11 protein-coding genes are annotated in these 13,955 nt (G+C 66.2%); 2 read left to right on the top strand and 9 right to left on the bottom strand.

Annotated elements, in window-relative coordinates; genetic code table 11:
• Window positions 1–89: 89 nt before the first annotated feature.
• Together clpB and LJ362_RS15455 are read right to left on the bottom strand one after the other, a co-directional pair.
• Entirely contained in the window at window positions 90–2,696 is a 2,607-nt protein-coding gene (clpB, locus tag LJ362_RS15460; RefSeq protein ID WP_264799911.1) for an ATP-dependent chaperone ClpB, read from the bottom strand.
• Window positions 2,697–2,813: 117 nt separating this feature from the next.
• Complete coding sequence (locus tag LJ362_RS15455) at window positions 2,814–4,391, bottom strand: Na+/H+ antiporter (RefSeq protein ID WP_264799910.1); 1,578 nt, start codon at window positions 4,389–4,391, stop codon at window positions 2,814–2,816.
• 106 nt (window positions 4,392–4,497) lie between these two features.
• On the opposite strand from LJ362_RS15455, the gene LJ362_RS15450 reads away from it, so the two are divergent.
• On the top strand, window positions 4,498–5,277 hold the full coding sequence (locus tag LJ362_RS15450) for an enoyl-CoA hydratase (protein ID WP_264799909.1): 780 nt from the start codon (window positions 4,498–4,500) through the stop codon (window positions 5,275–5,277).
• Window positions 5,278–5,322: 45 nt separating this feature from the next.
• Complete coding sequence (locus LJ362_RS15445; RefSeq protein WP_264799908.1) at window positions 5,323–6,243, top strand: NAD-dependent epimerase/dehydratase family protein; 921 nt, start codon at window positions 5,323–5,325, stop codon at window positions 6,241–6,243.
• 83 nt (window positions 6,244–6,326) lie between these two features.
• Here the strand turns inward: LJ362_RS15445 and LJ362_RS15440 are convergent, their stop codons facing one another.
• From LJ362_RS15440 to LJ362_RS15410, 7 genes are all read right to left on the bottom strand, one after another.
• Window positions 6,327–7,166, bottom strand: a complete 840-nt coding sequence (locus LJ362_RS15440) for an SDR family oxidoreductase (RefSeq protein ID WP_264799907.1) — start codon at window positions 7,164–7,166, stop codon at window positions 6,327–6,329.
• Window positions 7,163–8,905: an FAD-binding dehydrogenase gene (locus LJ362_RS15435; protein ID WP_264801864.1), complete on the bottom strand. Its 1,743-nt coding sequence runs from the start codon at window positions 8,903–8,905 to the stop codon at window positions 7,163–7,165. Before LJ362_RS15435 ends, LJ362_RS15440 begins: the two co-directional genes overlap by 4 nt.
• Before the next feature lie 281 nt (window positions 8,906–9,186).
• Window positions 9,187–10,125, bottom strand: coding sequence for a prephenate dehydratase (gene pheA, locus LJ362_RS15430; RefSeq protein WP_264799906.1), 939 nt, complete (start codon window positions 10,123–10,125; stop codon window positions 9,187–9,189).
• Entirely contained in the window at window positions 10,122–10,967 is an 846-nt protein-coding gene (locus tag LJ362_RS15425) for a glycosyltransferase family 2 protein (protein WP_264799905.1), read from the bottom strand. The genes pheA and LJ362_RS15425 overlap by 4 nt, the downstream gene beginning before the upstream one ends.
• A gap of 82 nt (window positions 10,968–11,049) precedes the next feature.
• Complete coding sequence (locus LJ362_RS15420) at window positions 11,050–11,928, bottom strand: DUF5926 family protein (RefSeq protein WP_264799904.1); 879 nt, start codon at window positions 11,926–11,928, stop codon at window positions 11,050–11,052.
• 124 nt (window positions 11,929–12,052) lie between these two features.
• Window positions 12,053–12,967, bottom strand: a complete 915-nt coding sequence (locus tag LJ362_RS15415) for a GTP pyrophosphokinase family protein (RefSeq protein ID WP_264799903.1) — start codon at window positions 12,965–12,967, stop codon at window positions 12,053–12,055.
• A gap of 131 nt (window positions 12,968–13,098) precedes the next feature.
• Window positions 13,099–13,893, bottom strand: coding sequence for an exodeoxyribonuclease III (locus LJ362_RS15410; RefSeq protein WP_264799902.1), 795 nt, complete (start codon window positions 13,891–13,893; stop codon window positions 13,099–13,101).
• Window positions 13,894–13,955: the final 62 nt, after the last annotated feature.

The following is a 13,955-nucleotide window of genomic DNA, read 5'->3' as shown; positions in this document are numbered from 1 at the left end:
TGAAATGGGACACCCTGCTCTGAAATGCTCACCGAAGAAAGTGAGCGATCCAGAGCAGGGTGTCCCATTTCTGTGCTGTGCCGGGAGCCTTACCGCTTGGGGCGCAGCTCCAGGCCGGTGGCCTCGGGATCATCGGGCAGGTCGACGACCACGGTGTCCCCGTCGACGATGTCGCCGGCCAGCAGAGCGCGGGCCAGTTTGTCGCCGATCTCGCGCTGGACCAGCCTGCGCAGCGGACGGGCACCGAACGCTGGGTCGTAGCCTTCGAGCGCCAACCAGTCCTCGGCACCCTGAGTGACCTCGAGCGAGACCCGACGGTCAGACAGCCGCTTCGACATGTGCGCGATCTGCAGATCGACGATCGAGGCGAGCTCTGCCTGGCTGAGCGCATCGAAGAGCACGATGTCGTCGAGGCGGTTGAGGAACTCGGGCTTGAATGTCGAATGCACGACATCGAGCACCTTGGACCGCTGCTCCTCGGTCGACAGGCTCTCGTCGACGAGGAACTGCGAGCCGAGGTTCGAGGTCAGGATCAGGATGGTGTTCCTGAAGTCGACCGTGCGTCCCTGACCATCGGTGAGCCGCCCGTCGTCGAGGACCTGGAGCAGGATGTCGAAGACACTGGGGTGCGCCTTCTCCACCTCGTCGAGCAGGACGACGGAGTACGGGCGACGGCGGACCGCCTCGGTGAGTTGGCCGCCCTCGTCGTATCCGACGTAGCCCGGAGGGGCACCGACGAGGCGGGACACGGTGTGCTTCTCACCGTATTCGCTCATATCGATCCTGATCAGGGCCTTCTCGTCGTCGAAGAGGAAGTCCGCGAGAGACTTCGCGAGCTCCGTCTTGCCGACGCCGGTGGGTCCGAGGAACAGGAACGAACCGGTCGGGCGGTCCGGGTCGGCGACACCGGCACGCGAACGGCGGATGGCGTCGGAGACCGCGGCGACGGCGTTCTTCTGCCCGATGAGACGCTCACCGAGGATGCCCTCGGCTCCCAGCAGCTTCTCGACCTCGCCCTGGACGAGGCGTCCGGCCGGGATGCCCGTCCACGAGGAGACCACCTCGGCGATGTCGTTGCTCGAGACCTTGTCCGAGACCATCTGATCGGATTCCGCTCCCGCCTCGGCCTGGGCCTCGGCGGCTTCGGCCTCGGCGATCTCCTTCTGCACGGCAGGGATCTCGCCGTAGAGCAGGCGGGATGCGGTTTCGAGGTCCGTGTCGCGCTGAGCCTTCTCGGCGGCCGAACGCAGCTCGTCGAGCTTCGTCTTCAGCTCACCGACCCGATTGAGGCCGGCACGCTGGGACTCCCACGTGGCTTCGAGTCCGCGCAGCTCCTCCTCCTTGTCGGCAAGGTCGGCACGCAGGGCACTCAACCTCTCGATCGAGGCGGAATCGGTCTCCTTCGCCAGGGCCATGTCCTCCATCTTCAGGCGGTCCACGGCGCGGCGGAGCTCATCGATCTCGACAGGGGCCGAATCGATCTCCATCCGCAGGCGGGAAGCCGCCTCGTCGACGAGGTCGATGGCCTTGTCCGGCAGCTGCCTGCCGGTGATGTACCGGTTCGACATCGTAGCGGCCGCGACCAGGGCGCCGTCGTTGATCGAGACCTTGTGGTGGGCCTCGTAGCGTTCCTTGAGCCCACGCAGGATCGCGATCGTGTCCTCGACACTGGGCTCACCGACGAAGACCTGCTGGAACCGCCGCTCCAGGGCGGGATCCTTCTCGATGTTCTCGCGGTACTCGTCCAGCGTGGTGGCACCGATCATCCGCAGCTCACCGCGGGCGAGCATCGGCTTGAGCATATTGCCTGCGTCCATCGAGGAGTCTCCGCCGGCACCGGCACCGACGATCGTGTGGAGCTCGTCGATGAAGGTGATGATCCGGCCGTCGGCGTTCTTGATCTCCTCGAGCACGGCCTTGAACCGCTCCTCGAACTCGCCGCGGTACTTCGCACCGGCGACCATTGCGGAGAGGTCGAGGCTGATGAGGGTCTTGTCGCGCAGCGATTCGGGCACGTCTCCGGCCACGATCCGCTGGGCCAGGCCTTCGACGACGGAGGTCTTGCCGACGCCGGGCTCACCGATGAGGACGGGGTTGTTCTTCGTCCTGCGCGAGAGCACCTGCACGACGCGGCGCACTTCCTTATCGCGGCCGATCACCGGGTCGAGCTTGCCTTCCCGGGCGACGGCGGTGAGGTCGATGCCGAATTTCTCCAGCGACTGCATCGTCTCCTCGGGGTTCTCCGAGGTTACCTTCTTTCCGGCACGCAGTTCGGGCAGGGCCGCGAGCAGCGCGTCCCGGTTCGCCCCATTCGCGCGCAGGGCCTCACCGGCGCCGTCCTTGCCGGCCGCAGCGGCGAGCAGCAGGTGCTCGGTCGAGACGAACTGGTCACCGAGCGCCGTCATCTCCTCCTGCGCGAGGTTCACCATCTCCAGGCCGGCGCGGGAGAGTCCCGGCTGGCTGACGGTGGAACCGCTGACGGTGGGGAACCCGCTGATCACGGATTCGATGGAGCGCAGCACGGCCTGCGGGTCGGCGCCGACCTTCGTCAGCAGGGTCGCAGCGAGCGAATCGGGCTGGTCGAGCAGGGCCGCGACGAGGTGAGCCGGTTCGATCTGGTTGTTCTTCCGGGCGACGACGTCGTTGACCGCAGCCTGCAGCGCCTCCCGGGATCTGGTTGTCATCTGTGCGTCCATGTACGCATCTCCTTCTCAAATTCTGTGCTGATTTCAGCTCTCGAAAGGAACAACACCGACAAAGTTGAGTCTATTCCGCTCAACTTTGAAAATCGAGAAGAATTTCGCCGCCCGTCCCTACCTCGTGATGACCGACTGGAGGTCGAAGCGGTGGAGCACCTTGTCCGCGACCTCCGGATCGGTGCCGCGTTCGCGACGGGCCTTGAGCACCTCGGCGCGGGCGGACTGCATGGCTTTCTTCTGCACGGCCAGCATCTGCTCCCGGTGTTCCTTGAAGGCCATCGCCTGTTCCGAGCTCGCCTGATCATCGGTGGTTCCGCTGAGGTGATCGTGCAGGACTTTGAACCGTGCCCGCAGGGGTTCGATGACGTCGTCGGGCAGGCTGTCATCGTTCTTGATCTCGCGCATCGCGGCCTTGTAGGCGCGCAGTGCGATGTCCCTGGTCGCCTGATGTTCCTTCTCCGCCTCGTCGTCGATGCCGAGGGCGGCGACGACGGTCGGAAAGCTCAGGCCCGCCAGCACCAGAGTGACCAGTAGGACCACCGCGGCCGCGACGACGATATAGGACCGGCCGGGGAACGGGGCGCCGGAGGACGTCGTGGCCGGGATCGACAGAGCCAGGGCGACCGTGGCGAGGCCGCGCATCCCGCCCCAGGTCATCAGCGTGGCATCGCGGACGCTCAAAGGTGCGGCATCCGGATCCTCCTCGCGTCGCTTGCGTTCGATGACAGTGCCCAGCAGCAGCCATACGAAGCGGACGGCGACGACGATGAGAGCGATGAGCCCGCCGACGAGCAGCGCTCGCCCGAGGTCGGCGTGCTCGGATTCGACGATGAGGCGCAGGTCGAGACCGATGAGTCCGAAGGCGATTCCGGTGATGAGCATCTCGAGGACCTGCCACGTCGAGTTCTGCGTCACCCGCTCCGCCGAGTTGCCCTCGACATCGCGGCGCCGCACTTCGAGAGCGGCGACGACGACGGCGATGACCCCGCTGGCGTGGAAGTGCTCGGCGACGAGGTAGACGCCGAAGGGCAGGACGAGCATGAGGGAGGAGCGAGCGATCGTGTGATCGATCTTCTCCATCACCCACCAGGCGGCGAAGGACAGGACGAGGCCGACGATGATCGCCACGACGGCGGAGACGACGAACGACACGGCCAGATCTGCATAGTCCACCTCGGTGCCGGCCAATACCGCGGCCATCGCGGTCTGGAAGATGACCAAGGAGGCGGCATCGTTGAACAGGCCCTCGCTCTGCAGGGTCGACATGATGCGGCGGGGGATCGACACGGTGCTGGCGACGGCTTCGACGGCGACGGGATCGGGTGGGGCGAGCATGGCGCCGAGCGCGATGGCCGCGGCGATCGTGATTCCGGGGATGAGGAAGACCGCGGACCCGGCGACTGCGGCCACGGTCACCCCGACCAGCGCCACGGACATGCCGAGGATCGTGCGCCACCGGATCGCGAACAGCGCCCACGATGTCTTCTGTGCGGCGGCGAAGAGCAGGGGCGGCAGGAAGAGGGGGAGAACGAGCTCCGGATCGATGGCCACCTCGGCGAAGGTGGGGATGAACGCACCGGCGATGCCGATGAGGACCATGAGGGCCGGCCACGGAAGTTTGAGCTTCTGTCCCAATCCGACCACCACCGAGGTGGCGGCACCGAATCCGATGATCATCAGCAGTGTGGTCATGCCAGTCCTTCCGTGCCGCATCCCTCGGGGCGGATGTGTCCGGAGGCGGGCGGAGATCGTCTGCGCAGATTCCGCGCGGCCCGGCGACCATTGGCAGAATGAGGCTATGTCGGAATCAATTGTATTCGGCCACCTCGACGACGGAGTCGCGTCCGTGACGATCAACCGGCCGTCCACGCGCAACGCACTGTCGCGTGAGGTCATGGAAGACCTCATCGACACCCTCACCGAGGTGGCCGACCGCACCGATGTGCGCGCGGTCATCCTCACCACCGCCGGCCATGTGTTCAGCTCCGGTCATGACCTCACCGAGATCCGCGGGGCGGATCTGGAGACGCAGCAGACCACGTTCGATGCCTGTGCACGGCTGATGCAGCTCATCCAATCCATCCCGCAGCCGGTCATCGCGCAGGTTCAGGGAGTGGCCACGGCAGCCGGCTGCCAGCTGGTGGCGACCTGCGATCTGGCCGTTGCCGCCGAGTCCGCCAGATTCGCAACTTCGGGAGTGAAGATCGGGCTGTTCTGTTCGACGCCGATGGTGGCGCTCTCCCGTGCGGTGCCCGCGAAGCAGGCGATGCGGATGCTGCTGACCGGTGATTTCGTGACCGCTGACGATGCGCTGAAGTTCGGTCTCGTCTCCGATGTCGTCGCCGACGCCGACCTCGAGTCCGCCACCATGGAATTGGCTCTCAAAGTCGCGTCCGCCTCGTCGGCTACAGTTGCCCTAGGAAAGGCCGCGTTCTACGAACAGCGGGAACTGCCTGTGGCCGATGCCTATGCGCGGATGTCGCAGGTGATGGCGGACAACGCCGTCGCGGCCGATGCGCAGGAAGGGATCGACGCCTTCCTGACGAAGAGGGTGCCGCAGCGGCAGCACCGCCGCTGAGGCGGTGGGCGTGAAGATGAGAGAGGGAACATTGTGGCGGTGATAGTGACCGGAGCCAGCGGCTTCATCGGTGGTGCCATTGCACGGGCGCTCGCCGATCGGGACGACACGGTCTACGCGCTGTGCCGGCGAGATCCCGAGATCCCCGGAGTGAACTTCCAGCACTGGGACATCACCCAACCCGCGTCCGCCTCGGTGACCTCGTTGGCCAAGAATGTGACCGCGGTCTTCCACTGTGCCGGAATCGCCTCCGTCAGTGCCGATGACGACGCCCTCTACAACGTGAAGGTGACGGGCACACGTCATGTCCTCGATGCGTTTCCGAAGGCCCGCATCGTCCACGTGTCCTCGACGACGGTGTATTCCGAGTCCGAACCCCACGCCGAGTTGTGGGAGGAAGCCGGGCCGAAGGACCCCAACGACTTCGCCGACGCATACTCGCGCACTCATGCACTCGCCGAGCAGCTCATCATGAGGATCCGCCCCGATGCCGCGATCCTGCGTCCCGCGGCCGTCTACGGTCCGGGGGAGACGATGCTCATGCCGTTACTGTCGAGGCTGTCTAAGAAGGGTGTGCTGCGGCTGGCCGGCGGCGGTCGGCAGAAGCTCACCCTGACGCATGTCGACAATGTGGTGCGGGCCGCGCTCGCCTGCCTCGACGTGCCGTCGGCGGCGGGACCCTTCAATATCGGCGACCCGATTCCGTACCGGCTCAAAGAGGCGATCGTCACGCACTTCGCGCGGATGGGCTACGACCAAGTCGTCATCGAAGGCGTGGCGAAGGACAAAGCGCTGTTCGCGGCGAAGCTCGGACTCAGGATCAAGGGCGTGTTCAAGCGCGGGGACCGAGCGAAGCTCTTCCTCGTCAAGTACCTGCAGTCGGACCGGACCTACAACCTGTCGCGGCAGCAGCGGGTACTCGGAATCTCCACCACGCAGCACCTCATTCCGTCCCGCCTGCAGTAGGACGCCAGGTCGGGCGGCCAGCTTCAGCGCTTCAGCCTGACATCAGCGGTACAGCAATCCTCCGGACCCGGCGACTGAGACGCTCACCGCTTGAGGCCGTGCTGGGCGGCGACGATCTTCGACATGAGCTCGCGGGGAAGCGCACGCCCCAGCAGGAACGGCAGCGGTGCTCTGCTGCCGACGGCGTAGAACTCCCGCGGCCTCGGCGCGATGATCGCATCGACGATCGTGGCCGCAACCTTCTCGGCCGGAATGCCGCCGCGTTCGTTGGCATCGAGATGCTCGAGCATCGTCGTCACGTCCTGCGTATAGGGCGAACCGTCGTCGAGGTATTTCGTCCGCCGCAACCCGATGCCCGTGGCGATCGATCCCGGTTCGACGGTGCTCACCCACACGCCGAAGGGCGAGAGCTCCTGCCGAGCCGCCGTGGAGAAAGCGCGCAGAGCCGCCTTCGCCGCCGAATACGAACTGCGGTGGGCCAAGGGGAAGCTGGCGAGCATCGACCCGACCATGATGATGCGCCCCGCCCGCCGAGCACGCATTCCGGGCAGTATGAGTTGGCTCAATCGAACGGGGCCGAACACATTCGTGCGGAAGAGCCGTTCGATGGCCTCGGCCGGCAGCTCTTCGAACGGACCCGACTGGCTCTCCCCGGCATTGTTGATGAGCACATCGATGCCGTTGAGCAGGCCAAGCTCCTCGAGCTCCGCGGCCAGCCGGTCGGGGCCGTCGGGATCGGCGAGATCCAGCGGAAGATAGCGGACACCGGGGATCCGATCGGCGGGGGAGATGCGGTCGGGGTTTCGGCCGGTTGCCAGCACCGTGCAGCCTTTCGCCGCCAGCGCCTCGGCGACGGCTCGACCGATTCCCGAGGTGCCGCCCGTGACTAAGACGGTGAGATCTGACTGCGTGCAGCTGGTCACGAGTGCGCTCCTTCGCCTTGTGCAGACCCGCTTTCCGGTCGCCCAGATGCCACCGCACGGCCCGCCTGCTCTGCGGCAGCGCGTCCGGCGCGGAGGCCGGAGAAGATGCAACCACCGAGGAACGTTCCCTCGAGTGCGTTGTACCCGTGCATTCCGCCGCCCCCGAAACCGGTGACCTCGCCGGCCGCGTAGAGGCCCGGAATCGTCTCGCCGGATCCCGCCAGCACCTGCCCGTCGAGGTTCGTCTCCAGCCCTCCGAGGGTCTTGCGCGAAAGCAGACTCAGACGCACCGCGATGAGCGGACCGTGTGCCGGGTCGAGGATCTTGTGTGGTTTGACCGCACGCACGATCTTGTCGCCGAGGTAGGACCGCGCATTGTGGATGGCCTGGACCTGCGCGTCCTTCGAGAACGCATGCTCGGTCTGTCGGTCCCGCTGCTGGATCTGCTCCACTAGATGGTCGTGATCGATGACCGGTCCGCGGGAGCGCGCGTTCATTCCCGCGACCAGATCCTCGGTGGTCTCGGCCACGACGAAGTCGGAGCCGTACTTCTTGAAGGCCTCGATCGGTCCCGGAGCGTCGGAGGAGCGCACGCGATCGAGCGTGATCCGAATGTCCTTCTCCGTGAGGTCCGGGTTCTGCTCCGAACCGGAGAGCGCGAACTCCTTGCGGATGATCGACTCGTTGAGCACGAACCACGAATAGTCGTTCCCGGTCTCAAGGATCGTGTGCATCGTCCGATTCGTATCGAAGCCCGGATAGTTCGGTGCCGGGAACCGATTGCCCTCGGCATCGAACCACATCGACGACGGTCCCGGAATGATGCGGATCCCGTGCCCCGGCCAGATCGGATTCCAGTTCTCGATGCCCTCCGTGTACGCCCAGATCCGGTCCCGGTTGATGAGGCTGGCTCCGGCATACTCGGCGATCTGCAGCATCCGCCCGTCCACATGAGCGGGCACTCCGGCGAGCATCGTATCCGGGAACTCGCCGAGGCGGTCGACCGGCCAGTACTTCTTCATCAGATCGAAATTGTGCCCGATGCCGCCGGTGGTGACGATGACGGCGGGTGCCCGGAGTTCGAAGTCGGCGATTTCGTCGCGGTTCGATTCGACTCCGCGGGCCGTGTGACTGGGGGCGAGCGTCCGCCCGCGGACACCGACGACGGCTCCATCCTCGGTGATGAGTTCGTCCACGCGGTGACGGAAGGCGAACTCGACGAGTCCCGCGGCCTCCGCGGTCTCGACCGGTTCACGGAAGACTCGGACCACCTCGGGGCCGGTGCCCCAGGTGAGGTGGAAACGGGGCACGGAATTGCCGTGTTCACCCGCCCCGGACCCGCCGCGTTCGGCCCAGCCGACGATCGGGGTCAGGCGTAAGCCGAGGTCACGCAGGTACTGGCGCTTCTCGCCGGCGGCGAACTCGAGGTAGGCCTCCGCCCATTTCCGGGGCCAATGATCCTCGTCGCGGTCGAAGCCCGCCGAGGTGGCCCAGTCGTCTTTGGCGAGCTCGAGCGAATCGTGGATGCGCAGTCGCCGCTGTTCGGGGGAGTCGATGAGGAAGAGCCCGCCGAGGGACCAGAACGCCTGTCCGCCGAGGTTGGCGCGGTTCTCCTGATCGAGGATGAGTACCCGCTTACCGGCCTGGGTGAGTTCGTGGGCTGCGACGAGTCCGGCGAGTCCGGCCCCGACGATGATCGCATCGGGGGATGGGCGGCCCGGGGCGGAAGGATCTCCCATCGCGGAGCTGTCGCCGCCATCATCGGATGAGCGGGACGGGCCCGTGCTGTTGAAAGAACTCATCGTCGACTCCTCTGTCGCATCTGTCGGCCGTTGAACCGACGTTAAGTGTGCGCAGATTGTCCGCAACGGGCGGCGGATTCTGACAATCTGCGCACACTTACTTACCAGTAGACCTCAGTATTGCAGACGTTCCCGGTGAGAAGAGGGGCAGGCGGGCGGCAGTCCGATGCAATCACCGCACTCTGTGATGAACCGAGACAGTCAGCAGTACTGCACCATCAGCCGTGGAGGGTCTTCTCCAGCCAATCGGCGGCTGCGGCGAATGACTCGTCCGTCGTCGTCGGGTCGATCGGCACCACTGCTCCGTCAGAGCTCGGGTAGCTGCCGAGGAAGTGCAGCTTGAGGGCCGCCCGGTGGACACCCTGCAGGGCCTCGGCCATCCGTGCCTCATGGATGTGTCCGAGCAGGTCGATCGAGAACTGGTAGAGGCCCAGCCCGTCACCGGTCGGCCGGGATTCGATGCGAGACATGTTGATCCCGCGGCTGGAGAACTGTTCGAGCAGTTCGAGCAGCGAACCCGCACGGTCCGAACGCAGGGCCGCGACGATGGTCGTCTTATCGGCCCCGGTCGGAGCGGGCAGCGGACCCGGGCGGGTGACCACGACGAATCGGGTGACGGCGTCTTTGCGGTCGCCGATGTCCTCGGCGACGATCTCGAGTCCGTAGCGCTGCGCGGCCAGCGCCGGGCAGACGGCAGCCATATGGTCGCCGGCGTCATTGGCCAGATCCCGGGCGGCCGCGGCAGTCGAGGACGTCGGCAGGTAGACGGCTTCGGGGAAGTTCTCGTTCATGAACGCCCGCACCTGTGCCTCGCCGTGCGGGTGCGAACCGAAGGAGGAGATCTCCTCCCTGGTGGTGCCGGGTTTGACGGCGAGGACGAAGCGGACGGGCACGACCACCTCGGCGATGATCTGCAGACGCCCATTCTCGGTCAGCGCATCGATCGTGGCGGGCACACCGCCTTCCAGGGAGTTCTCGATCGGCACGACCGCGGCATCGCAGTCGCCCTCGAGCACCGCGTCGAGCGCCGAAGGGGCATTGCGCATCGGGTGCGTCGTGGCCTCGGCGCGCAGGTTCCGGGAGTCGAGGAAGCTGAGCAGGGCCGCCTCGGTGAAAGTGGCCTCAGGGCCGAGGTACGCGAAACGGTTGAGGCTCACTTGCCGGTCTCCTTGTGTGGATCGGAGGAATTCTGCGTGGATTCGGAAGACCCGGAATCGGCGGGGGCGGAGGAGACGCCGCCTGGCGTCCCGCCATTCCGCTTCGCGCGGAGGCGGCGGACGAGGATCGCGCGGGCGACGTCGCGGTACTGTGCTGCGCGGTGCAGCTGCGCTTTCAGATCGCGACCGGTGACGCGGTGGTGGAGGTCGCATTCGACCTCTTCCACGCGCAGACCGGCGCCCACGACGTCGATGGTCATGGCCGCCTCGACGCCCCATCCGGCGGCGAACGGCAGGGCCGCGTCGAAGGCCTCTCGCGACAGACAGCGCATGCCCGACAGCGGCTGGGTGGCGTCGAATCCGGAGAGTTCGGCGATGCCCTTCTTCGCCAGTCCGACGACGAAGCCGAAGCCTCCGCCCTTGCGCTTCTGTGCGGGCAGGATCGCGATCGTCATGTCCGCCCGACCAGCGAGCACAGGCTCGGCCAGGGGAGCGGTGTTGATGGCGGAGTCTTCGAGGTCGCCGTCGATGAACAGCAGCGCCCGGTGGTGTGGGTCGACGCCCGGATCGGCGTCGGAGATCTCCCGATTGCGCAGTGCGAAGGCTCCGGTCATCATGGCCGCAGCCTTGCCTTTGTTCTTCGGGTGCGTGATGACCTCGGCGCCGGCCCGGCGGGCCAGGGGTCCCGTGTCATCGACCGATCCGTCGTCGACGACGAGGACCATGTCGACCCCGGGAATCTGCTTGGCCGCAGCGACGGTGGCACCGATCCGCTGGGATTCGTTCATCGCGGGGATGATGGCGGCGACTGCCTCGGGGGCGGGGTGCGGCTGTGCGCTCATGTCGGTTCTCCTGTCCGTCACCATCACCGAGGCGGGGCACCCTTTCTCGGGTCCCGCCTCGGTGACGGAGTGGTGACGGACATCAGTGGATGGTCAGCTGGCGGGACACGATGCCCGAGCGGACGCGGCGGGCCTCGGTGCTCATCGGCTCGGTCGTGTTCAGCGCTTCGTCGAGGCGCTTGCCGAACGCGGCGATGGGCTCTTCGACGTCGTCGACCTGGGTGCCGAACTCGAGTTCCCAGACGGGAACGATGATGCCGTGGGCGCGGAAGTAGCCGAGGAAGGTGCCGATTCCGCCGAGGTCGTTGGCGTTCTCGGCCTGCAGGCGGGCCATCGCATCGACGACGCGGTCCTCACCTTCGGGGCGGGCCCAGCGGACGTAGGTGCGGCCGGACATCTCGGTCCAATAGGCGGAGTCGACGGAGGCGAGCTTCTCGGTCGGAGCCACGGAGTCGTTGGCCTGCTGGAGGGCGGCGGCGACGTCGGCATCGGACTCGGCTTCGGGCAGGGCCCAGTAGTCGAAGTTCTCGAGTACGCGGACGTCGAACGGGTGAGAGGTGTCGAGGATGTCCTGCAGACGCGGGCCCTCACCTGGTTCGGTCGTCGCCTCGACGGAGGTGCCGGGCTCGGCGTCGACGGCGGCCAGCAGGCCGCGGGCGACGTCGCGGGAGGCGTCGGTCGAGGACACGGGCACCTGCATTCCGGCCAGGATCTCACCGTCGTCGCGACGCCAGGCCTGCCAAGCGGCGGGCAGCAGGGACGTGATGGTCACCTCGTGGCCGCCGTATTCCTCGGTGAGCTTCGCGGTCGCGGTGGCCGCGGGCACGAGCTCACGCAGGCAGATGAGGTCGGCTTCGAACGGCAGGTCCGCGAACGGACGTGCGACGAATGCCGTGGCCTGCGCCCTGGCGAGGCGTTTGGCGATGAGTTCTTCCTTGGAGCGCTTCGACTTCTTTCCCATGGGACGCAAGTCTAGTCGGTGCGGCGGTTGCTGGGCTGTCGGGTCCGCAGGCGTGCCTGTGGCGGCGGACTCAGGTGCGTCGACCGCGACCGAGCGCAGAAAGGCCGGGCCGCTGCGCCGCCGGTCAGCCGTCGTGGCCGACGGGAATGAAGTAGCGGGTGTTGTTCGACTCGTCCATGCGCACTTGCAGCTTGTCGCCCGGATGGGGGAAGGCGGAGCGCTCCGGGCTGTCGGGAGTCAGCCCGAGAGTCTCCAGGCGGATGATGCCGTGGCGGCCTACCTCGTCTGCAGCGAGGACATAGGAGTGGTTGAGTTCGCGGATGGTGACCTCGATGGCCGGATCGGTCGGCTCGTCCGCCTCGGCGAAGGCTCGGGGAGGGGCGGAATTGCCCATGCCCAGATACGCGCCGACATCATCGGCGATATAGCCGGCAACGGAATCGGCCTGCGCCATCAGCCCTGCGAGGATCACCGACAGCCGCTCCTGCTGAGCATCGGATTTCAGGGCCTGACCGGGCTTGAACAGGTGCTCCTCGGCGAGCACGCACCACGCGTCCTGCATGATCGTGCGCAGCTGGAGTTCGACGAGGACGGAAGGCTCGGAATCGAAGGGAACCTCGACGATGAGGTGGCGGCCACGGTACCCAGAAGGTTTCGGGGTCGCGGAATAGTCGCGCACCTCGGCAACGGAGAGGTTCGTATCGTCACCCACCGCGGTGAGCAGTTCCCACAGGGCCGACTGTTCGCGTTCGGTGCGGCAGACGACGCGGGCACCGACGACATCGATGACCTGGTTCTCGACCTCGACGGATTCGTGGATCTCATCGTTGGCATCGGCGAGCTTGCGGCGCAGCTTCTCGCCCGTGCGCAGCCGATCCTTGATCCGACCGTCGACGACGCGCACTCGATCCCCGGAGAGCAGTGCGGATGGAGCACGGACGGACTCGACCCAGTCGTTGACCGTCTCGAGGGCGGCTCTCCAGGTGGACTCACGCCGGTCGTAGGCTTCGTCGACCAATTCGCGGACAGTTGCTGACATCCTCGTCACCTTCCTAGCTCCTGATTCAACTTCACCAGAAGAGAGGGGAGATGTCTATGGCTTCGACGTTGAAGTTGCGCCGGGGTGCCGAAAGGTGAGACGGCAGTCCGAAATCACCGAGGCGGGAAGGCTCAGACGTCGTAGTCGACGATGACGGGAGCGTGGTCGGACGCGCCCTTGCCCTTGCGTTCCTCACGGTCGATCTCACCGGCGGTCGCGGTCTTCGCCAATGCCTGCGAGGCGAGCTGGAAGTCGATGCGCATGCCCTGCTTCTTCGGGAAGCGCAGCTTCTGGTAGTCCCAGAAGGTGTAGACGCCGGGTCCGGGCGTGAACTGTCGAGTGACCTCGGTCAGGCCGGCTCCGAGCAGATCGTCGAAAGCGGCGCGTTCGGCATTTGAGACGTGGGTGGCGCCGTCGAACTCGGCCATGTCCCAGACGTCCTCGTCGAGTGGAGCGACGTTGAAGTCACCGCAGAGGACGAGTTTCTTCTCCGGTTCGGCGCTCAGCTGAGCGGCGATATCGGCCGTCAGCGCCTTGTACCACTCCAACTTGTAGCCGTAGTGCGGGTGATCGAGTTCGCGGCCGTTGGGCACATAAAGCGAGTAGATGCGAACATCGTTGCAGGTCACCGACAGTGCCCGGGCTTCGACGACGGGTTCTTCCGAGCCGAAGGCAGGGATGTCCTTGAACCCGATCTCGGTGTCGGACAGTCCCACTCGCGAGGCGATGGCCACGCCGTTCCACTGGTTGAGGCCGTGATAGCTGACCTCGTAGCCGCGCTCGGTGAACAGCTCCTCGGGGAACTGCGAGTCCTTGCACTTGAGTTCCTGGATGGCCAGGACATCGACATCCGAACGATCCAGCCAGGCCCCGATGCGGTCGTGGCGGGCACGGATCGAGTTCACATTCCACGTAGCGATTCTCACCCTCCCACCCTAAGCCGTCCGCGCCGGAGGTGAAAGCGCGGTGTCGACGGCTTAGGGTGGGC

This window comes from Brevibacterium sp. JSBI002 (genome assembly GCF_026013965.1).
In the GTDB taxonomy this organism is placed as follows: Bacteria; Actinomycetota; Actinomycetes; order Actinomycetales; family Brevibacteriaceae; genus Brevibacterium.
Note: the sequence above shows the minus strand (reverse complement) of the source record. Positions and strands in the feature narration are given on the sequence as shown.

Bases quoted from the DNA above. Each gene is read 5' to 3' on its own strand.
- clpB (WP_264799911.1), bottom strand. From the start codon at position 2,696: ATGGACGCACAGATGACAACCAGATCCCGGGAGGCGCTGCAGGCTGCG.
- LJ362_RS15455 (WP_264799910.1), bottom strand. From the start codon at position 4,391: ATGACCACACTGCTGATGATCATCGGATTCGGTGCCGCCACCTCGGTG.
- LJ362_RS15450 (WP_264799909.1), top strand. From the start codon at position 4,498: ATGTCGGAATCAATTGTATTCGGCCACCTCGACGACGGAGTCGCGTCC.
- LJ362_RS15435 (WP_264801864.1), bottom strand. From the start codon at position 8,905: ATGGGAGATCCTTCCGCCCCGGGCCGCCCATCCCCCGATGCGATCATC.
- LJ362_RS15425 (WP_264799905.1), bottom strand. From the start codon at position 10,967: ATGAGCGCACAGCCGCACCCCGCCCCCGAGGCAGTCGCCGCCATCATC.
- LJ362_RS15420 (WP_264799904.1), bottom strand. From the start codon at position 11,928: ATGGGAAAGAAGTCGAAGCGCTCCAAGGAAGAACTCATCGCCAAACGC.
- LJ362_RS15415 (WP_264799903.1), bottom strand. From the start codon at position 12,967: ATGTCAGCAACTGTCCGCGAATTGGTCGACGAAGCCTACGACCGGCGT.